The following is a 20,113-nucleotide window of genomic DNA, read 5'->3' as shown; positions in this document are numbered from 1 at the left end:
TGGGCTAGAACAAGCCCAAATTTGATTACTTCTTGTGGAAATCTAGCGCAAATTTCTTTCAAGCTCTTCAAGTCTTGCTATGCGATCAGCCGTGCTTGGATGTGTGCGAAATAGCGAACCGAGCGTGTTTTTTATACTTCCAAACGGATTTACTATAAACATATGTGCGCTTTGAGGCGCGGCATCTCTCATCATGTAGTTTTTGGAGTAGTTTTCAAGCTTTCTTAGCGCACTTGCCAGCCACTGCGGATTTTCGGTAAGCAAAGCGGCACCTTTGTCTGCTTTGTATTCACGCTCTCTTGAGATCGCCATTTGTATGACGCTTGCGGCTATTGGCATTACAACTGCCGCTACTATCATCAAAATTCCGTTTGCGTTATTTGATCTATTGTTTCCGCTCATTGCTCCAAATTTGGCAAAATTTGCAAGTATGGCAATCGCGCCCGCTATCGTTGCGGCAATCGAGCCTGTTAGGATGTCGTAGTGGCGAACGTGACAGAGCTCGTGAGCTAAAACTCCTTCTATCTCGTTTTTATCAAGTAAATTTAAAAGCCCTTCCGTTACCGCAACGGCAGCGTTTTTGGGATTTCTGCCCGTGGCAAATGCGTTTGGAACCTGCTCGGGTATGATATAGACCTTTGGCATCGGCAAATTCGCCTTTGCGGTTAATTTGCGAACTATCTCAAATAGCCCCTGAGCGTCGTTTTCGTGAACCTCTACCGCTCTATAGCGCTTAAGCACAAGCTTGTCTGAGAAAAAATAGCTAAAAAAATTCATTCCGATAGCCACGACAAAGGCTATGAGCATGCCCTGCTGCCCGCCTATAATGCCACCCACGAAGACAAAAAGCAGCATTAGTGCAACCATCAAAAATGTAGTTTTAAATATCTCCATTGTAAATTCCCTTCTCAAATATCACCGCGTCCACGCCTACTTCGCTTAAAGCTTCTATCTCGCGCTCATCTTTGATGATGACTGCTATTTGCGCGTCAAACAGATAGTTTTGCGCTATTTTAGCGGCTTTGCTTGCAAGTTCGCACGGCACGATGATAAATTTAGCCCCGGCCGCATTGGCAAGGATGGCCTCTACTATATCATCTGTTTTTAAACTAAAATTCGCCCCCATTTTTTGTGCGTGTTTTATCATGAGCTTGTCATAGTCAAATAAATTCTCGCGATTAGAGCCGATGTCTTGCTCTTTTAAGCACTCAAAAAACGGCTCAAATTTTATCAGTTCGTGCCCTATGATTTTCATTGCTAACTAGCCTTTTATGCAATCTTTGCAGATATATTTTCCGCTGCTTAAAACAGCCTCTTTTGCCTCTACGAAGGTGCCACACTCCTTGCATTCTACGAAATTTTCTATCTCTTTGGTATCGCTTGCGTCTTTTTTTCTATTTTTAAAAAATACTATATAAACTAGCAGCAAAACGACCGCTAGAGCTAAAATTTTTGTTACCATTTTTCACCTATGCATACGTAATTTCTATTTTTGTCGTTATAAATTTTGGCTTTAACGCCATCAAGCTCGCTCTCTACGCTACTTCCTTTGTATAGCAAAAATTGAGTGTTTTTATCGTAAAAACCTTCGCATAAATTTATAAGTTCCTTTGTCTTCATTAATGCTCGTGATGTGATGAGCTCTGCTATAAAGGGCTGTGAAGCTTCTATTTTCTCGCTTTTAACGCTTAAATTTGAGATATCAAGAGCGGCTTTTACGTAGCTTAAAAACGAAGCTTTTTTTAAATTCGGCTCAAAGAGCGTCCAAGCGCAATCTTTTAAAATAAGAGCTAAAAATATCGCGGGAAATCCCGCACCGCTTCCCACATCAATAGCGACGCGCGGATAAAATTTCATAAATTCAAGCGGTTTTATGCTGTCTGCTACGATCTCTTTGATGTTTTTATAGTTTGTTAGGCTGTGGATTTTATTAAATTTATGCAAAATTTGTTCAAATTGCGCAACTTGTTCTTTGAAATTTGAAGGAATTTCAAATTTACTCATCCAGCATATGCCCCATTTGCTCTTTTTTGACTCTTAAGTAGCCTTCGTTAAATTTGTTGGCGTGAATGACGATAGGCAGTCTTTCTACGATCTGAACGCTAGTAAGACCGGCTAGCTTTTCAGGGTTGTTCGTAAGTAAATTTATCTTGCTTATACCAAAGTGCTTAAGGATAAAATCAACCATCTCATAAGTACGCTCATCGGCTTTAAATCCAAGCTGGTGGTTTGCCTCTATCGTGTCAAATCCCAAATCTTGCAGATGGTAAGCGTTTACTTTGTTTAAAAGCCCGATATTACGCCCTTCTTGGCGCAAGTATATAACCATGCCGCCATGCTCTTCTATGTGCTTAAGACTTGCTTCAAGCTGATCTCTACAGTCGCATTTAAGGCTTCCTATCGCATCTCCGGTTAGACACTCTGAATGAATTCTCACATCTACAATCTCTTTAAAAGGCGTTTTAAATATCGCTAAATGCTCCTTTTCACCCTCTTTAAATGTTTTGATTTGAAACATTCCAAAACGCGAAGGAAGATTTGCGGCTTCGGATAATTCTATATTCATCGAAATTTAACTCCTAATATGTTACACTTATAAAACGATATTGTATCAAAGAAAAGGAAAATTATGTTTAAACGCTTCAGAAGACTAAGACTGGCCCCTGCAATGCGCGATATGGTAAGAGAAAGCAGGCTAAATGTAAGTGATTTTATCTATCCGCTTTTTGTGGTGCCTGGTAGTGGCATAAAAAAAGAGATAGCTTCGATGCCGGGCGTTTTTCAGATGAGTTTGGATGAAATTTTAAAAGAGTGTGCGGAAGTTGTAAATTTAGGCATAAAATCGATTATTTTATTTGGAATTCCAAGCGTAAAAGACAGCATAGGAAGCGACGCTTTAAGCAGCGACGGCATCATAGCTACGGCTTTAAGGGCGATAAAGGATAAATTTCCGCATCTTGTAGTTGTGACCGATCTATGCTTTTGCGAATACACAGACCACGGACATTGCGGAATTTTAGATCACGTTCATGAGACTATAGATAACGACGCCACGCTTGAAATTTCAGCCAAACAAGCGATAATACATGCTAAAAACGGTGCCGATATGATAGCTCCAAGCGGTATGATGGACGGTATAATCACTACTCTTCGAGGCGCACTTGATGAAGAAGGATTTGAAAATTTGCCGATTATGGCGTATTCGACCAAATTTGCTTCGGCTTACTATGGACCGTTTCGCGACGTAGCTGAGAGCGCACCGAGCTTTGGCGATAGAAGAAGCTATCAAATGGATCCTGCAAATCGCCTTGAAGCGATAAACGAAAGCCTTGAAGACGAGGCTCAGGGGGCTGATATACTCATGGTTAAGCCCGCACTTGCCTATCTTGACGTGATTCGCGAGATCAAAAACGCTACTTTGCTTCCGGTTTGTGCTTATAACGTAAGCGGCGAATACGCTTTACTAAAAGCGGGCGCTAAGGCCGGAGTTATCGACTATGAACGCGTGATGATGGAGACTTTGCTAGGGTTTAAAAGAGCGGGCGCAAGCCTTATCATCAGCTATCATGCAAAAGAGGCGGCTTGGATTTTAAGGGGTTAGCGGCTTGTCTCGCGAGCGTTTTTAAATGAGTTTGAAATTTTAAGCCCGCGATAGGCTATATGCCTTATCTTGACTTAAAATTTTCTGCGCAACATTTAAATCCATCTCGCGATACTTCGCCTTGTAAATTTTATGGGTAAAATTTGGGAATTTAATTAGGGGGCAAAATGCGACACTTTTTGACACTAAACGACTTCGATAAAAACGAAATTTTAGAAATGATAAATTTGGCTCGCGAGATAAAAAGCGAAGCTAAGGCTAAAATTTATAAACCCTATCTAAAAGATCAAATTCTAGCCATGATATTTGAAAAAAGCTCGACCAGAACGCGAGTCAGCTTTGAAGTGGGCATGCATCAGCTTGGCGGTAAGGGAATGTTTTTAAGCGCAAACGACCTTCAGATAGGTCGCGGCGAGCCGATAAAAGATACGGCTAGAGTTATTAGCTCAATGACTGATATGGCGATGCTTAGAGTAAATAAACACGAAACGCTTGAAGAGTTTGCAAAATTTAGTAAAGTTCCTGTTATAAACGGACTTAGTGATAAATTTCATCCCGTGCAGCTTATGGCTGATTATCTAACTATGCTTGAGTTTTCAAGCGGCGAAAAGGTCGCTTACGTGGGTGATGGCAACAACATAACTCATTCTTGGCTTATGCTTGCAAGCAAGCTTGGATTTGAGCTTAGGATAGCCACACCAAAAGGCTACGAACCTGATGTACAAATTTTAGAAAAAGCCATTCAAAACGCTAAAATTTCAGGAGCTAAAATTTATCTAACCGAAGATATCAAAGAGGCAGTTAGCGGCGCAGATGTCGTTACGACCGATACTTGGGTTTCAATGGGTCAAGAGGATGAAAAGGATAGACGTATAAAAGACTTTGAGGGGTTTTGCGTGGATGAAAATTTGATGAAACTAGCCAAAAACGGCGCGATTTTTCTTCACTGTTTGCCTGCTTACCGAGGATATGAGGTGAGCGAAGCGATCTTTGAAGCGCATGCTGATGAAATTTTTGCCGAGGCGGAAAATCGCCTTCACGCACAAAAAGGCATAATGGTCTGGCTTGATAAGAACAGGAAATAATATGAACAACAAAGATGAAAAATTAAAAGATACTTATAAAAAAATCGACGAGATAAGCAGTGAGCTTGGAATCGATGAGAGCGAAAAGACGGTATTTGAGATAATCCCTACAAGCAATCCTAATCAAATGAGCCTGAGCCTAAAAAGCGGCACTTGGAATGGGGTTGAGCCGTGGTTTGGCATAGACGAAAATCAAAATTTACACACCATGGTTTCGGTAAAATCCCTAACCGAGCTAATCGAGAGCCACCGCAAGCTGCAAAAAGAGAATTTTGAGCTTAAACTTGAAAAGACGATTTGGCAAAACGTGCCCGTTGATTTTAGCGACGTTTGGGTTGTTGTAATGGATGAAATTCGCAAGATCGCAGCCAAAGAAAACGGCAAGAGAAGCATCGATGTGAATTTAGAAAATTTAGTAAAAAATATCAAAAAAGAGCATCCGAATTTGTTTGTGGATATGGAGGATTTGATGGAGAAAAGGAACAGAGCCTAATGGTAGATTTTGACGCATATGTGAAGTATTCACGACCCGGACCAAGATACACGAGTTATCCGACTGCGCCTGAATTTAGCGATAAATTCACTTATGATGACTATATAAGAGAGCTTAAAAATCGCGATAAAACTCGCCCGCTTTCGCTATATCTGCATCTGCCTTTTTGCCGTTCGGCCTGTTATTTTTGCGGCTGTAACGTAGTTTATACGAGCAAAGAGGATAAGAAGGAAAGATATATCGACTATGTCGAAAAAGAGCTTGAAATTTTATCTCGCCACCTTGATACAAGTGCGGAAGTTTTGCAGATGCACTTTGGCGGCGGAACGCCTACGTTTTTTGACGACAAACAGCTTGATAGGATCATCCGAGCGATAAAGGCGAAATTTAAAAACTACTCAAAAGAGGCTGAGATAAGCTGCGAGATAGATCCTAGGTTTTTATCTCAAGCTCAGCTTGACGTGCTTGTTGGACATGGATTTAATCGCATTAGTTACGGCGTGCAAGATTTTGACGATAGGGTTCAAAAAGAAATTCACCGAATTCAGCCTTATGAAGTTACTAAAAAAGCCATTGAAATGGCGCGCGCCATGGGTATAAAATCCATAAACATGGATCTTATTTACGGCTTGCCACTTCAGACTTTAGATAGCTTTAAGCGCACGCTTGATATGACACTAACTCTTGATCCTGATCGTCTTGCGGTGTTTAACTACGCTCACGTGCCTTGGCTTAAAAAGACGATGCGCAAATTTGATGAAGCGACTCTGCCAAGCCCTAAAACCAAGCTTGAAATTTTAAAATATACGGCTGAATTTTTTATCAAAAACGGCTATAAAATGATAGGTATGGATCACTTTGCAAAGCCTGATGATGAGCTATTTACCGCACTTGCTAACGGAACTTTGCATAGAAATTTCCAAGGATATACGACCAAAGGCGGAGCCGATCTTATAGGTATCGGACTAACTAGTATCGGCGAGTGCAAGCGCCACTATGCGCAAAATTTCAAAGATATGCCCGAGTATGAAGCCGCGATTGATAGAGGAGTTTTGCCTTACATGAAGGGAATTTATCTAAGCGAAGATGACTTGATTAGAAAGGCTGTGATAATGAGCTTGATGAGTAACTTTGCGCTTGATATCAAGGCGATTGAAGCGGAATTCGGCGTGAAATTTTTTGAGTATTTTAAGGATGATTTAAAAGAGCTTGAAAATTTAAGCGAATTCGTAACCGTAACGCCTGAAAAAATCAGTGTAAATGAGACGGGAACGCTTATAATTCGTAACATAGCGATGTGCTTTGATGCTTATTTAAAGCAAATTCCTGAAAATTTAAGACGTTTTTCAAAGACAGTATGATGTATAAGTTTAGTGAGATTGCAGATAAGTGCGTAAAGTGCGGCAAGTGTATTCAAGTATGCACAATACACAACATAAATAGTGATGAGGTTACATCTCCGCGGGGGTTTTTGGATCTGCTTGGGGCTTATGAAAGAGGCGAGCTGGAGCTTGATAAGAATACTAAAAATATCTTTGAAAGCTGCTTTTTGTGTACAAATTGCGTTGATGTCTGCCCAAATTCGCTTAGGGTAGATACCGCCATAGAAAACGTACGCAGAAATTTAGCGCAGAAATTTGGCATAGCTTGGTACAAAAAGATGTTTTTCTGGCTGCTTAGACATCGCTTTATCATGGATGTTTGCGCTAGACTTGGTTATGTATTTCAAAGTTGTGCGTTTAAGATCAAAGAAAACACCATGACACCGCGTTTTAGCCTTCCTATGGTAAAAAAAGAGAGACTTTTTCCTACCGCTTCTAAAAAGAGTTTTTTAAATTTACATCCCGAATTTATAGATAACGGCGGAGAAAAAACGATAGGAATTTTTATCGGTTGCATGGGAAATTACGCTTATACAAGTATCGGCGAGAGCTTGCTAAAGATAGCGCGAGAGCTAAAACTAAATGTAAATTTGATGAAAAAGCAAGCCTGTTGCGGTGCGCCTGCATATTTTACGGGTGATTTTGATACGGTTGAGGTGCTTGCAAAAAGAAATATCGAGTATTTTGAGAGATTATCTGATAAGCTTGATGCGATAATCATACCGGAAGCGACCTGTTCGGCGATGGTTAAGATCGACTATGAGCACTTTTTTCACGATAACGACGAGTGGAGAGAACGAGCAAAAAAGATAAGCGAAAAAATTTTCCTTGCCACCGAATATCTTGAAAACCGGACAAATTTGGTTGAAATTTTGGCAAGTAAGGGTAAGAAGCTTGAGAGTATAACCTATCACGATCCTTGCCACGCAAGAAAAATGCAAGGTGTTTTTAAAGAGCCCCGTAAACTTTTGGCGCAAAATTACGATATAGTAGAGATGAGCGACCCAAATGAGTGTTGCGGATTTGGCGGAGTTACCATGCAGGCTGAAAAATATCACTTAAGCCGTGCGGCAGGCCTTAAAAAAGTAGGCATGATAGATGAGCTTAACGTGAAATTCGTAAGTGCGGAGTGTAGCGCGTGCAAGATGCAAATTTCAAATTCGCTTCATATCCACGGCTCAAATGTTAAATTTGAAAACCCGATAGATTTGATAGCTAGGGCGCTTTGAGTTTAAAATTTATAGTGTAAATTTAAAAAAACATTAAATAAATTTTAGATATTATGTTAATGTAAGCTAAAATGTTAATTTGTAACAAGATAGTAATAAGTATAAAATTAATTTAAGGATTTATTATGAGAAAGATCGCTTTAGTGAGTTTAGTGGCTTCGGTTGTACTTTTTGCAAATCAAAACACATCGGTTTCATCTGGTGATAAAGTCTCTCTTTTGGATGCCGTAAGAACTGTTTTGCAGGATAACCCAAATTTAAAAGAGACGGAATTTGCTTATTTGCAGGTAGGAAAAGATCTAAATATAGCAAATAACGCTTATTATCCAACTCTTGATGCGTATGGAACATACGGATATGAAAGAGAAAAGATAGATAACGGCATAACCGTTCAAAAAGGAAGCGGTAAAAAGCTAACGGCAGGCGTTACTTTAGTAGAAAATTTATATAACGGAAGTGCCGATAAAAACAGAATAAAATCTCAAAGCCACAGACTTGACGCGGCAGCTTACAGCATAGCTCAAAAAGCAGATAGGCTTATGCTTCAAGTTGTTGATGCGTATCTTGCGGTAATTAGAAATAAAGAGCTTCTTGATATCTCAAGAGCTAATGTAAAAACTCACCAAGGCATCTACGGTCAAATTAAAGATAGAACACAATCAGGCTTCGCTCGCGGTTCGGAAGAGAGACAAGCTGGTTCTCGTCTGACTTTAGCTCAAGCGAATTTGGTTTCTCAGGAAAATAACTATCTTGATGCGCTTACTACGTTTGAAAAGCTATATGGCGCTAGAGTGGATGCAGCCATGCTTACTACTCCTGTGTTTGACCAAGTTCTTCCAGCTACGGAAGAGATGGTTTATGCAACGGCTATGAGATGTAACCCTACGGTTCTTTTAAAAGATGCAAATATGAAAATGGCTCAATCTGTCGTAAGAGAGAAAAATGCTCCGTTTAGACCGAAACTTGATCTTGAAGCGTCTGCCGGATATGAAAAAAATGACGTATTCTATGATGATTATAAAGACACAAAATATGACGTGCTCTTAAGACTTAAATACAACCTTTATAATAAAAATACCGACAAGCTGGAAAAAGAAAAGAGCAAGCTAGCCGTTACTGAATCAATGCACGCTATCGAAACCGTAAAAAGAGATCTTTCAGAGAGTTTAAAATTTTCTTGGCAGACATATGTTTTAAATCAAGAAAAGATTAAATTTTTAGAAAAACACGTTGCTTACGCCAAGCAGACACTTGATTCTTATAGAGATGAATTTAGAATAGGAAGACGCGATCTTATCAACCTTCTTGACGCTGAAAGCGAGTACAACAACGCTCTTGAAGAGATGATAAATACAAAAAGCGCACTTTTATACTCTAAGTATAGATTGCTTGATAATATGGGTATGCTAACGGATAGCTTCGAGCCTGGATTTGCTAAAAAATATATCCAAGGCGCTTGCTCTATCCAAGACGATCTTAATAAATAATATCTAAGCACAAGCAAGAGTCAAGGATGATTCGCCGTCTGATTACGGACAAATTTATATATACGGCACTCTTAATGAGTGCCTTTTTTTTATTTACACTTCTGGCTGAAAATGAATTTATCAAAGCCGCCACTTATGAAAAGATCGCTAAAATTTACGGCGATAATGCAAAACAAAGAGTAATCAGACTAAACAAGCTTATGGTTGAGTTAAAAGACGCTAGCGAGCAAGAGAAGCTGGTTAAGGTTAATGATTTTTTTAATCAGCTTATGTGGAAAGACGATAAAGAGGTTTGGAATCAGAAGGACTATTGGGCTACCAGGATGGAATTTTTAGGTAAAGGCGCAGGAGATTGCGAAGATTTCGTTACGGCAAAATATTTTACTTTAAAACAACTCGGAGTTCCTACCCAAAAGCTTTATTTTACTTATGTTAAAGCCGTTGAGTTTAACCAAGCTCATATGGTCTTGTCTTATTATGATAGTCCAAAATCAATTCCTCTAGTTTTAGATAATATAGTTTCAAAGATTAAAATAGCCACACAGAGAAAAGATCTAATCCCTGTTTATAGCTTTAACGGTGATTCGCTATTTTTATCTAAGCAAGAGGGCCTGGGACAGGCGGTTCCTGGCGGAAATAAAAAGCAAAATCCAAAATGGCTAAATTTGATTGATAGAATGAAAGAGGATGGTTAATGACACTTTTTAAACAGATTATGATGGCGATTATATCGTTTGGGTTGTTGCTATTTATCGCTGTGGGTATATTAAATTTTACTACTATAAACAACTACATCGCAACTCAGCTTAGCACAAACGCAAGGCACACAGCCAACTCTCTTGGGCTTGCTATAAAGTCCGTTGGCGATTTGGAGGACATATCAAGCGTAGAAGTTATGATAAATTCGATATTTGACAGCGGATACTACTCAATGATAAAGCTTGTTGATGTGGATGGCAACACTCTTGTAGAAAGCTCTCAGCCTACCGTAGTAAGAGGCGTTCCTAGCTGGTTTGTTAAAAACATAAAGCTTGATGCTCCGATTGAAAGTAGCGAGATAATGCTTGGTTGGAGTAAATTCGGCACTCTTTATGTGCAAAGCAATACCGGCATTGCGTATTACGAACTATATAACATCGTTAAAAACGTATTTTATATACTATTTTCAATGATGCTTTTAGCGCTTTTATTAAGCTATTTTGGGCTTAAATTTATATTTACTCCTCTTAGAAAAGTTCAAGCTCAGGCTGAAGCCATTCTTGAAAATAGATTTATTATTCAGGATAAAGTTCCGTTTACTATCGATATAAAACGTATGGTTTTAGCCATGAATAGCATGGTCGGTAAAGTAAAAGATATATTTGAACAAGGGGCAAAGACTCTTAGTAGGTATGAAGACTTGCTTTATAAGGACGATCAGACAGGACTATTTAACAGAAGGTATTTTCAGAATAAATTCGGTGATTTTTTATCTAGCGAAGAGTATTCAAGCGGCTCTGTGATGATGATTTCATGCAAGGATTTAAGAGAGCTTAAAAAGGATTTAGGCTTTGAAAAATGGCAGAATTTGGTAGTCGGTGTTGCAAACGCGATATCATCTCACTCTAAAGATATGCTTTGTGCCAGGCTTAATGAAAATGACTTTATCGTCGTGGCTCCAAGCTTTACGACATTTAAAACCGCAGAGCTTGGCAAGGAAATTTTGCTTGATATAAGACAGGAATTTGCCAAATTTAATATCAGGGGAGAAGACTGCTTTGCTAACGGCTCGGTTGTGGATTATGCGCCAAGCAGCGACCTTAAAACTATCTTGATAACATCTGATATAACTCTTGCAAGAGCTAAAGGAAGCGGGAATTTCAGTATCAAAATTTATGAGAGCAATAGCGAAATTTTGCTTGGCAAAGATCAGTATAGATCGCTTATAACAAGCTCTCTTGAAAACAATATGTTTAAATTCGCAGGACAAAAGATCGTCTCAAGCACTCCTGAGCTTGAGCATTGCGAGCTATTTTTAAGGCTTGTCGATGATAGCGGCAAATGGCAAATGGCAAGCTATTTTATGCCGATGGTTAATGAGCTGAATTTATCCGCAAAACTTGATTTATACGTGTTAAACAAAGTTGCAAATATGCTTAGAGAAGACAGCTTGCCAAATTCGGCTATATCTATAAATTTAGGTAAGGATGTTCTTTCATCGACTCAGTATTTTGCGGAGATTGAGCTTATTTTACGAAGGATAAAACAGCACGCTAAATGCAAAATTTTTATAGAAATTCCAAATAAAGACGATATGGATATGTCAATAATGCTTAAGTTTCATCAAAAACTTCGCGAATTTGACTTTGGACTTGGGCTTGATCACTTTGGATTTGATGCCAAAAGTATTGAAAGACTTAAGGATATAAGTCCGAATTATGTTAAAATTCCGGCTAGAAATTTGATAGATTTTCTCGGCGAGAGCAGCTCCGAGCAAAAGCAATCTTTTGACTTTATAATGAGAAGCAAAGAGATAAAGATCATCGCAATAGGGGTTGAAAACGGGGAACAAAAAGCTAAACTTGAAAACATCGGTATAGATTCGATGCAAGGAATGTTTATTTACGATATACAAAATATTGGATGAGAATATGCAAGAAAAATCAAAAAATGACGAACTCTTAGACTGTCTGGTTATATTTACTAAGCTTCATAACAACCCTTATACCGCCGATGCGCTTATTACGGGACTTCCGGTAAGCGAAAACGATAGCGTGGAGCTATTTTCTTTAAAAGGCTCTAAATCATTATTCACAAGGGCTGCCAAACGTGCAGGATTTGTTTCGACTTTAGTTAATAAAGATCTGGAGAAAATTTCGCCTCTTGTTCTGCCTTGTATACTTATATTGCGCGGTAAAAAGGCTTGCATCTTAGAGAGTTTTGAAGGCAAAACGCACGCTAAGATCATAACTCCCGAGATGCCAAACGGCTCAAGCAGCATTGAGATTAGCAAACTTAAAAAAGAGTATTTGGGATATGCTTATCTGCTTAAGCGCGAATTTGTGCCTGAAGATAATAAAACCCATCTGATCGATAGTCAGTCAAGCCACTGGTTTTGGGGTACTTTAAAGCGCTCTAAGAAAATTTATATAGATGTTATAGTTGCCAGTATAGTGATAAATTTATTTGTGCTTGCAAGTCCTTTGTTTACGATGAACGTATATGATAGGGTTGTGCCAAATAACGCCGTTGAGACGCTTTGGGTGCTTGCTCTTGGCGTAGGCGTTGTGTATATGCTTGATCTGTTTTTGAAATTTATACGAACTTATTTTCTTGATATAGCGGGTAAAAAAAGCGATATCATCATGAGCTCTTTGCTTTTTGAGCGAGTTATGGATATCAAGCTGTCGGTTAAACCAAAATCAGTAGGCTCTTTTGCAAACAACTTGCGGGAATTTGATACAGTTAGAAATTTTTTCACTTCAAGCACTCTAACTGTACTTGTGGATCTGCCTTTTGCGCTTTTATTTTTATTTGTGATTTATTTTATCGGTGGACTCATGGTGCTGGTGCCTTTGGTGTTTATCATTATTATCGTAATTTATACTTTGCTTATCAAAGATCCGCTGCAAGCCAGCATTAAAAGCACCTTTGAGGCAAGTGCCAAGAAAAACGGAATTTTGATTGAAACCCTAAATGGTCTTGAAACGATAAAAACGATGGGCGCTACTGGCCATGCGCAGTGGAACTGGGAGGAAGCTACGGGTGAAATTGCTAATAAAAGCATAAAATCAAAGCTGATTTCAGCCTCAATTAGCACCGTTACATCTTTTCTTGTTCAGCTTAATACTATAGCCGTAGTGGTATGTGGCGTATATATGATACAGGATATGAATTTGACAATGGGTGGGCTTATAGCATCTGTTATGCTATCTTCGCGAGCGATTGCTCCTATGGGGCAGGTCGCTTCACTTTTGGCAAATTTTGAGCAGACAAAGACTGCTTATGAGAGCTTGCAAAAGATAATGGAAATGCCTGTTGAGAGACCTGACGGAAAGAAATTTGTAAGAAGAACAAATTTTGCAGGAAAGATTGAGTTTAAAAACGTAAGTTTTACATATCCTGAAAGTACAAAAGCCTCTCTTGATAGGGTAAATTTCACTATAAATGCAGGCGAAAAAGTAGGTCTTATAGGTAGAAACGGCTCAGGAAAAACAACTATAGAAAAGCTGATTTTGGGACTTTACTCTCCGACTGAGGGCTCTGTTTTGATAGACGGCATAGATATAAATCAGATAGATCCTGCCGACCTTCGCCGCAATATCGGCTACGTCCCGCAAGATGTTATGTTATTTAAAGGAACGGTTAGGGCAAATATCGTTTATAAAGCGCCTCACGTCGATGATATGCAGATAATAAAAGCTGCCAAAGTAAGCGGAGTAGACGAGTATGTCGATGCGCATCCGCTTGGCTTTGATATGCCTGTTTTTGAAAGAGGTGAGGGCATAAGCGGCGGTCAGCGTCAGGCTATTGCCGTTGCAAGGGCGTTTTTGCTTGATAGTCCTATTATACTGCTTGACGAGCCTACAAATTCTCTTGATAGCAGCGTGGAAAATAAACTTAAAAATAATCTGAAATACAATACCAAAGAAAAAACCGTGATGTTGATAACCCATAAGACTTCATTGCTTGATCTGGTTGATAGGCTTATAGTCGTTGATGGGGGCAAAATTTTGCTTGACGGTCCAAAAGATGAAGTTTTGGCTAAATTAAGCGGTAAATAGGCGGCAAGAAGATGGATAATAATTTAAAAAACGATATACAAAAACAAAAGAACATAGGTTCAAATTTAAACGACTCCGTTGATAGTATCAAAAAAACGGTTCAGTCAAAAAATTATGACGCTCACGATCTTCGCTTTATGTCAAGCTTATCTGAAGCCGTGCTTGCTAAGGCGCCATCGGCTTCTAGGGGAATTTTATATGCAGTTTTTATCACTATCGCTTGGCTCATCATCTGGGCGTCTTGGGCGGAAGTAGATGAGATAACCAGAGGTGCAGGCAAGATCATCCCTTCTGGTAAAAACCAGATCGTTCAAAACCTTGAGGGCGGTATAATCGAAGAAATTTTAATCCAAACAGGAGATGAGGTTAAAAAAGGTCAAGTGATACTGAAGATAGATAACAAAACTTTCTCAAGTAGCTATGGCGAGTCAAAACTTCGTATGGACGAGCTTCAAGCTAAATACATGCGCCTTTTTGCCGAAGCAAATGACAAAGAATTTGACTATAACGAGACTAGAGATAAGGATATGGCTCAATTTGTTCTGTTTGAAAAGAGTCTTTTTGAGACAAATAAGGCAAGACTAAGAGAGCAAGTAAGCATCTTTGAAGAGCAGATAAAACAGCGCAGAAATGAACTTGTCGAGCTTAAAAATAAGATATCTCAAACGCAAAATAGCTACAATCTAATGCTTAAAGAGAAAAATATCACCGAACCGCTTTTTAGAAAAGGGCTTGTAAGTGAAGTTGAATACTTGCAGTTGCAACGAAGAGTTAATGATTTAAAGGGTGATTTAAATGCAGCGACCCTTTCGGTGCCGAGGATAGAATCTACCATAAAAGAGGTTGAAAACAAGATAACCGAAACGAGGCTTGCTTTTAAAAACAATGTCAAAAAAGAGCTGAATGAAGTATCTGCCGAAATTTCAAGACTAAATGAAAGCCAGATAAATTTAAGCGATAGAGTCGATAGGACTCTTGTGCGCTCGCCGGTTGATGGTATCGTGAGTAAGCTTATGGTAAATACCGTTTCGGGCGTTATAAAACCAGGAATGGACATAGCGGAGATTGTTCCTATAGAAGATACTCTTATAGCCGAAGTTAAAGTTAAGCCGGCAGATGTAGCGTTTTTGCGCCCTGGACTTAAAGCGGTAGTAAAACTTACGGCTTATGATTTTTCTATTTACGGCGGGCTTAACGGCGAAGTTGTTCAAATTTCAGCCGACACCGAAACAAATGAAAAAAGTGGCGAAAGCTACTATTTGGTTAGAATTCAAACCGAAAAGAATTTCTTAGGCAGCGAAGATAAGCCGCTTCGTATAAAAGTTGGTATGATAGCCAGTGCTGATATTATTACCGGTAAAAAAACAGTTCTTGATTATCTTTTAAAACCGATTTTAAAAGCTAAGCAAAATGCTCTAAGGGAGCGCTAGTGCAAACAAGAGCATTTGCGATAGAAGAGAGTGATAATTCTCACAAAACAGTAAAAGATGATATAAATAAAGCCGTTTATAGCGGAAAATTTGAAGAATATATCATTGCTAGATCGCATCTGCTTGTAGATACTCTTGTGGTTACTGATATGATAAACGAAAGAGACGGTGTAGATGTGATTAACTCGTCTATCAAAGAGCTTATCTTTAGTGATTGTGTTAAGAAATTTGATCAAGTTTTGAATGAAGTAGGCTTAAAGAGCCATCTAAATACAGATGAAAATTTTAAATTTGAGATTATAGAAGAGCCTTTTGATGAATGTAAAAGCGACTCTTGTGTGTATAAATTTGAAGAGGATATAAAAATTTTAGACGATATTGTAATAAGCGTTAAAATTTTTATAAATGGATATGATGAAAGCAGTGAAAGTATATATCTTGATCTGCAAATTCTTGATAGTAAAAGCGTGTATAAGTATAAAATCACAAACGATACTATCGAAATTTCAATATCTACACATATGCAAGCTGAGATTATAAGCGAGTTTTTAAAGACGTTTGCCTATATGAAAATGTCTTTAGCCCCAAAAAAAGCAAAAGAAATTTATATTATAGTTAATGATAAACTTTTGTATAAATTTGATATAAAAATTTAAAAGAGTTACAGTGAAAGTCGGACTATACGCATCTAGCGACTCTCTTGTAAAAGAGTGGCGAAGTAAGCTGCAAGAGCGTGAAGTGATAGCCTTTGCTTCGGAGTCTGATCTTTTAATAAATATAGACACAAGCGAATGTGCCGTGCTTTGTGTGGAATTTTTTGCAGGCGTAAGAGATCTTATCCTTGAAATTTTACAAATTTATCCCGAACTAAAAGTGTTTTTGCTCTCAAAAGAGCCAAATTTTAGCGAAGGTAAGGAATTTCTAGCGCATGGAATCAAAGGATACGGTAACGCTCACATGCTAGAAATTCATCTAAACGATGCCGTTAAAAGTATTGAGGCGGGAAATGTCTGGCTGTATCCTGAATTTATCCAAAGCATGATAATGATGATGACTAAAGATAGCTCCAACGAAAAATCTTTAGCGGCTCTTGAGAAGCTAACGCCAAAAGAAAAAGAAGTGGCAAATTTTATCTATCAAGGACTTAGTAATCAAGAGATAGCCGAAGTGGCAAACATAAGCTTACGAACCGTTAAAGCGCATATCTCTGCGATTTTTGAAAAGACAGGCGTGAAAGATAGGATAAATTTAGTTGTTCTTATGAGAAAAAGTGGTTAAAATAACTTGATAAAGTGAAATTTGACTCCAAAATCCTTGACTTTAAAAATTTTTTGAGATATAATTCAGCTTTCACAAATTAAGTGCTGGTGTAGCTCAGTTGGTAGAGCAACTGCCTTGTAAGCAGTAGGTCGGCGGTTCAAATCCGTTCACCAGCTCCATTTTGTAACAGTGTTTGACCAGAAATACCAAATAAAATTATTAATGTTAAATAGGGTGAGATACTCAAGTGGCCAACGAGGGCAGACTGTAAATCTGCTGACTATGTCTTCCGTGGTTCGAATCCACGTCTCACCACCATGCTATACGCGGGAGTAGCTCAGTTGGCTAGAGCATCAGCCTTCCAAGCTGAGGGTCGCGGGTTCGAGTCCCGTTTCCCGCTCCAAGATTTGGGTAAGAATTTGGAGTGAAACTGGGAGCTGTAAAATTTTTATACATTTATACAGTCTACCAAATTTATTCCATAGAGTTGTTTATGTTTGTTTTATGAAATTCTGTATTGCCAAGCGTTTGTAACGCTCATATGGCTCAGAGGTAGAGCACTTCCTTGGTAAGGAAGAGGTCGCGGGTTCAAGTCCCGCTATGAGCTCCACGGATTTTACTAAAAATATAGATAAAGTATAAAACAAGCATGAATTTTTAATTTTAAAGTAACAAATATCATTACGGAGGAAGATATGGCAAAAGAAAAATTTTCACGTAACAAGCCACACGTAAATATAGGTACTATCGGTCACGTTGACCATGGTAAAACAACTCTAACAGCTGCTATCTCTGCTGTTCTTTCAAGAAAAGGTCTTGCTGAGCTTAAAGATTATGATAATATCGATAATGCTCCAGAAGAAAAAGAGCGCGGTATTACGATTGCAACTTCACACATTGAGTATGAGACAGACAATCGCCACTATGCTCACGTTGACTGCCCAGGCCACGCCGACTACGTTAAAAACATGATTACGGGTGCTGCTCAAATGGACGGCGCTATCCTAGTTGTTTCTGCAGCAGACGGCCCAATGCCACAAACTAGAGAGCACATCCTTCTATCTCGCCAAGTTGGTGTTCCATATATCGTTGTTTTCATGAACAAAGCTGATATGGTTGATGATGCCGAACTTCTTGAGCTAGTAGAGATGGAAATTCGTGAACTTCTCAGTGAGTATGACTTCCCGGGAGACGACACTCCAATCGTAGCTGGCTCTGCTCTTCAAGCTCTAAATGAAGCTAAAGAAGGTAAAGACGGCGAGTGGTCAGCAAAAGTTATGGAGCTTATGGCTGCTGTTGATAGCTATATCCCAACTCCGGTTCGTGCTACAGATAAAGATTTCTTGATGCCAATCGAAGACGTATTTTCAATTTCTGGTCGTGGTACGGTTGTTACAGGTAGAATTGAAAAAGGTCTTGTCAAAGTTGGCGATACAATCGAAATCGTTGGTATTAGAGATACGCAAACAACAACAGTTACAGGCGTTGAGATGTTTAGAAAAGAGATGGAGCAAGGTGAAGCAGGCGACAACGTTGGTGTACTTCTAAGAGGCACTAAGAAAGAGGACGTTGAGCGCGGTATGGTTCTATGTAAACCAAAATCAATTACTCCACATACAAAATTTGAGGGTGAAGTTTATATCCTTACAAAAGAAGAAGGTGGACGCCACACTCCATTCTTTAACAACTATAGACCACAATTTTATGTAAGAACAACTGATGTTACAGGTTCTATCACACTTCCTGAGGGAACAGAGATGGTTATGCCTGGTGACAACCTAAAAATTACAGTTGAACTTATAGCACCTGTTGCTCTTGAAGAGGGAACACGTTTCGCGATCCGTGAGGGTGGTAGAACAGTTGGTTCAGGTGTTGTTTCTAAAATATTAGCTTAATTTAATATTTTGATTTTTAGCGGAGATTTTTCTCCGCTTTTTAAAGGAAATTTATGGCAAAAAATAATAGTAGAATAAAGATTGGTCTTAAGTGTTCAGAGTCTGGTGATATTAATTACACTACGACAAAAAACAGTAAGACAACTACTGAAAAGTTGGAAATTAAAAAATATTGTCCAAGATTAAAAAAACACACAGTTCATAAAGAAGTTAAACTAAAGAGCTAATATGCTCACTTAGGGCAATAGCTCCAACGGTAGAGCGCTGGATTCCAAATCCAATGGTTGGGGGTTCGAATCCCTCTTGCCCTGCCATCATAAGGTTGAAAATGGAAAAATTAACGAACTATTTAAAACTCTCTAGTGCAGAAATAAAAAAGGTTATATTCCCTACGAAAGAGCAAGTAAGAAATGCGTTTATAACTGTTTTTGCGGTTGTGGCGGTAGTTTCACTGTTTCTAGCACTTGTTGATGTGGTGATGTCTTATTCTCTTTCAAAATTAATTTAAAAGGTTGTAGGTTATGGCACATAAATGGTATGCGATTCAAACTTACGCCGGTAGTGAGATGAGTGTTAAGAGAGCTATTGAAAATTTAGTAAGAGATCATAATATAGAAGATCAGCTTAAAGAAGTTGTTGTTCCTACCGAAGATGTGATTGAGATTAAAAACGGCAAGAAAAAAATAAACGAAAGAAGCCTTTACCCAGGCTATGCTTTTGCACATCTTGATTTGGACACTGCGCTTTGGCATAAAATTCAATCATTGCCAAAAGTTGGAAGATTTATAGGTGAATCAAAAAAACCTACCCCTTTAAGCGATAAAGATATAAATTTAATATTAGAAAAAGTTCAAAAACGCGGAGCACCTAAACCTAAAATTTCATTTGATAACGGTGAAAGTGTTCGCATTATAGATGGGCCTTTTGCGAATTTTACCGGTATAGTCGAAGAGTATGATATGATACATGGTAAGTTAAGACTTAATGTCTCTATTTTTGGCAGAAGTACACCGGTTGAAATTTTATATTCACAAGTTGAGAAGATAGTATAAGGAGAGGTTTATGGCTAAGAAAGTTATAGGCGAAATTAAATTACAAATTGCAGCGGCTAAAGCAAACCCAAGCCCACCGGTAGGTCCTGCTCTGGGTCAGCAAGGTGTAAATATTATGGAGTTTTGTAAAGCATTTAACGAAAGAACAAAAGATATGGCAGGATACAATATCCCTGTAGTTATCACTGTTTATGCGGATAGAAGCTTTACATTTATCACAAAGCAACCGCCTGCTACAGATTTGATCAAAAAAGCAGCCGGCATATCAAAAGGTGCGGATAATCCGCTAAAAAATAAAGTAGGAAAGCTTACTAAGGCTCAAATACTTGAAATCGTTGATAGAAAAATCGTTGATTTAAACACCAACGATAAAGAGCAAGCTGCTAAAATTATTGCAGGTTCTGCTCGCTCAATGGGTATAGATATCATTGATTAA

The 20,113-nt window shown here is 38.7% G+C and carries 22 protein-coding genes and 5 tRNA genes; 22 read left to right on the top strand and 5 right to left on the bottom strand.

Going from position 1 to position 20,113, the window contains the following annotated elements:
• Positions 1 to 42 precede the first annotated feature (42 nt).
• Genes htpX through ribA form a run of 5 tightly spaced genes read right to left on the bottom strand, consistent with a single transcriptional unit; the run spans position 43 to position 2,566 of the window.
• Positions 43 to 894: a zinc metalloprotease HtpX gene (gene htpX, locus CDOM15925_RS02270; protein WP_169940659.1), complete on the bottom strand. Its 852-nt coding sequence runs from the start codon at positions 892 to 894 to the stop codon at positions 43 to 45.
• Positions 881 to 1,255: a hypothetical protein gene (locus CDOM15925_RS02265; RefSeq protein WP_169940657.1), complete on the bottom strand. Its 375-nt coding sequence runs from the start codon at positions 1,253 to 1,255 to the stop codon at positions 881 to 883. The genes htpX and CDOM15925_RS02265 overlap by 14 nt, the downstream gene beginning before the upstream one ends.
• A gap of 6 nt (positions 1,256 to 1,261) precedes the next feature.
• Positions 1,262 to 1,462, bottom strand: coding sequence for a PP0621 family protein (locus CDOM15925_RS02260; protein ID WP_169940655.1), 201 nt, complete (start codon positions 1,460 to 1,462; stop codon positions 1,262 to 1,264).
• Complete coding sequence (gene rsmG, locus CDOM15925_RS02255; RefSeq protein WP_169940653.1) at positions 1,456 to 2,004, bottom strand: 16S rRNA (guanine(527)-N(7))-methyltransferase RsmG; 549 nt, start codon at positions 2,002 to 2,004, stop codon at positions 1,456 to 1,458. Before rsmG ends, CDOM15925_RS02260 begins: the two co-directional genes overlap by 7 nt.
• Positions 1,997 to 2,566, bottom strand: coding sequence for a GTP cyclohydrolase II (ribA, locus tag CDOM15925_RS02250; protein ID WP_169940651.1), 570 nt, complete (start codon positions 2,564 to 2,566; stop codon positions 1,997 to 1,999). The genes rsmG and ribA overlap by 8 nt, the downstream gene beginning before the upstream one ends.
• Positions 2,567 to 2,629: 63 nt before the next feature.
• Between ribA and hemB the strand changes: the two genes are divergently transcribed.
• The 22 genes from hemB (at position 2,630) to rplK (ending at position 20,113) form a co-directional block, all read left to right on the top strand.
• Positions 2,630 to 3,601 carry a porphobilinogen synthase gene (gene hemB / locus CDOM15925_RS02245; RefSeq protein WP_169940649.1) on the top strand — a complete coding sequence of 324 codons (972 nt, stop codon included), beginning with the start codon at positions 2,630 to 2,632 and terminating at the stop codon, positions 3,599 to 3,601.
• Between the two features lie 167 nt (positions 3,602 to 3,768).
• Positions 3,769 to 4,686 carry an ornithine carbamoyltransferase gene (argF, locus tag CDOM15925_RS02240; protein ID WP_169940647.1) on the top strand — a complete coding sequence of 306 codons (918 nt, stop codon included), beginning with the start codon at positions 3,769 to 3,771 and terminating at the stop codon, positions 4,684 to 4,686.
• 1 nt (position 4,687) lies between these two features.
• Positions 4,688 to 5,179, top strand: coding sequence for a DUF2603 domain-containing protein (locus CDOM15925_RS02235; protein WP_169940645.1), 492 nt, complete (start codon positions 4,688 to 4,690; stop codon positions 5,177 to 5,179).
• On the top strand, positions 5,179 to 6,540 hold the full coding sequence (gene hemN / locus CDOM15925_RS02230) for an oxygen-independent coproporphyrinogen III oxidase (RefSeq protein WP_169940643.1): 1,362 nt from the start codon (positions 5,179 to 5,181) through the stop codon (positions 6,538 to 6,540). The genes CDOM15925_RS02235 and hemN overlap by 1 nt, the downstream gene beginning before the upstream one ends.
• Positions 6,540 to 7,790, top strand: coding sequence for a (Fe-S)-binding protein (locus CDOM15925_RS02225; RefSeq protein WP_169940641.1), 1,251 nt, complete (start codon positions 6,540 to 6,542; stop codon positions 7,788 to 7,790). Before hemN ends, CDOM15925_RS02225 begins: the two co-directional genes overlap by 1 nt.
• A gap of 125 nt (positions 7,791 to 7,915) precedes the next feature.
• Positions 7,916 to 9,277: a TolC family protein gene (locus CDOM15925_RS02220; RefSeq protein ID WP_169940639.1), complete on the top strand. Its 1,362-nt coding sequence runs from the start codon at positions 7,916 to 7,918 to the stop codon at positions 9,275 to 9,277.
• Positions 9,278 to 9,351: 74 nt separating this feature from the next.
• Positions 9,352 to 9,972, top strand: coding sequence for a transglutaminase-like cysteine peptidase (locus CDOM15925_RS02215; protein WP_169940637.1), 621 nt, complete (start codon positions 9,352 to 9,354; stop codon positions 9,970 to 9,972).
• Entirely contained in the window at positions 9,972 to 11,903 is a 1,932-nt protein-coding gene (locus CDOM15925_RS02210) for a bifunctional diguanylate cyclase/phosphodiesterase (protein ID WP_169940635.1), read from the top strand. Before CDOM15925_RS02215 ends, CDOM15925_RS02210 begins: the two co-directional genes overlap by 1 nt.
• A gap of 4 nt (positions 11,904 to 11,907) precedes the next feature.
• Positions 11,908 to 14,040, top strand: a complete 2,133-nt coding sequence (locus tag CDOM15925_RS02205; RefSeq protein ID WP_169940633.1) for a type I secretion system permease/ATPase — start codon at positions 11,908 to 11,910, stop codon at positions 14,038 to 14,040.
• Positions 14,041 to 14,051: 11 nt separating this feature from the next.
• Positions 14,052 to 15,470 (top strand): HlyD family type I secretion periplasmic adaptor subunit, encoded by a 1,419-nt coding sequence (locus tag CDOM15925_RS02200; RefSeq protein WP_169940630.1) that lies wholly within the window; start codon positions 14,052 to 14,054, stop codon positions 15,468 to 15,470.
• Positions 15,470 to 16,126 carry a DUF5416 family protein gene (locus CDOM15925_RS02195; RefSeq protein WP_169940628.1) on the top strand — a complete coding sequence of 219 codons (657 nt, stop codon included), beginning with the start codon at positions 15,470 to 15,472 and terminating at the stop codon, positions 16,124 to 16,126. The genes CDOM15925_RS02200 and CDOM15925_RS02195 overlap by 1 nt, the downstream gene beginning before the upstream one ends.
• Before the next feature lie 10 nt (positions 16,127 to 16,136).
• A complete protein-coding gene (locus tag CDOM15925_RS10015) occupies positions 16,137 to 16,748 on the top strand; it encodes a response regulator transcription factor (protein ID WP_349644306.1) in 612 nt (203 codons plus the stop codon).
• Between the two features lie 85 nt (positions 16,749 to 16,833).
• A tRNA-Thr gene (locus CDOM15925_RS02185) sits at positions 16,834 to 16,909 on the top strand.
• A gap of 54 nt (positions 16,910 to 16,963) precedes the next feature.
• Positions 16,964 to 17,048, top strand: a tRNA-Tyr gene (locus CDOM15925_RS02180).
• Between the two features lie 8 nt (positions 17,049 to 17,056).
• Positions 17,057 to 17,133: transfer RNA gene (locus tag CDOM15925_RS02175), tRNA-Gly, on the top strand.
• A gap of 132 nt (positions 17,134 to 17,265) precedes the next feature.
• A tRNA-Thr gene (locus tag CDOM15925_RS02170) sits at positions 17,266 to 17,340 on the top strand.
• A gap of 85 nt (positions 17,341 to 17,425) precedes the next feature.
• Complete coding sequence (gene tuf, locus CDOM15925_RS02165) at positions 17,426 to 18,625, top strand: elongation factor Tu (RefSeq protein ID WP_169940626.1); 1,200 nt, start codon at positions 17,426 to 17,428, stop codon at positions 18,623 to 18,625.
• A gap of 53 nt (positions 18,626 to 18,678) precedes the next feature.
• The gene (gene rpmG, locus CDOM15925_RS02160) at positions 18,679 to 18,852 is read left to right on the top strand and encodes a 50S ribosomal protein L33 (RefSeq protein WP_169940624.1); all 174 of its coding nucleotides are present in this window, start codon (positions 18,679 to 18,681) and stop codon (positions 18,850 to 18,852) included.
• 11 nt (positions 18,853 to 18,863) lie between these two features.
• Positions 18,864 to 18,939: transfer RNA gene (locus CDOM15925_RS02155), tRNA-Trp, on the top strand.
• Positions 18,940 to 18,953: 14 nt separating this feature from the next.
• A complete protein-coding gene (gene secE / locus CDOM15925_RS02150) occupies positions 18,954 to 19,133 on the top strand; it encodes a preprotein translocase subunit SecE (RefSeq protein ID WP_169940622.1) in 180 nt (59 codons plus the stop codon).
• Between the two features lie 13 nt (positions 19,134 to 19,146).
• Positions 19,147 to 19,677 (top strand): transcription termination/antitermination protein NusG, encoded by a 531-nt coding sequence (gene nusG, locus CDOM15925_RS02145; protein WP_169940620.1) that lies wholly within the window; start codon positions 19,147 to 19,149, stop codon positions 19,675 to 19,677.
• Positions 19,678 to 19,687: 10 nt separating this feature from the next.
• Positions 19,688 to 20,113, top strand: coding sequence for a 50S ribosomal protein L11 (gene rplK, locus CDOM15925_RS02140; protein WP_169940618.1), 426 nt, complete (start codon positions 19,688 to 19,690; stop codon positions 20,111 to 20,113).

The sequence above is a fragment of the Campylobacter sp. RM15925 genome (genome assembly GCF_012978775.1).
GTDB classification, from domain to species: Bacteria; Campylobacterota; Campylobacteria; order Campylobacterales; family Campylobacteraceae; genus Campylobacter_A; species Campylobacter_A canis.
The sequence above is the reverse complement of the archived record's forward strand: the minus strand, read 5'-3'. Positions and strand labels throughout refer to the sequence as shown.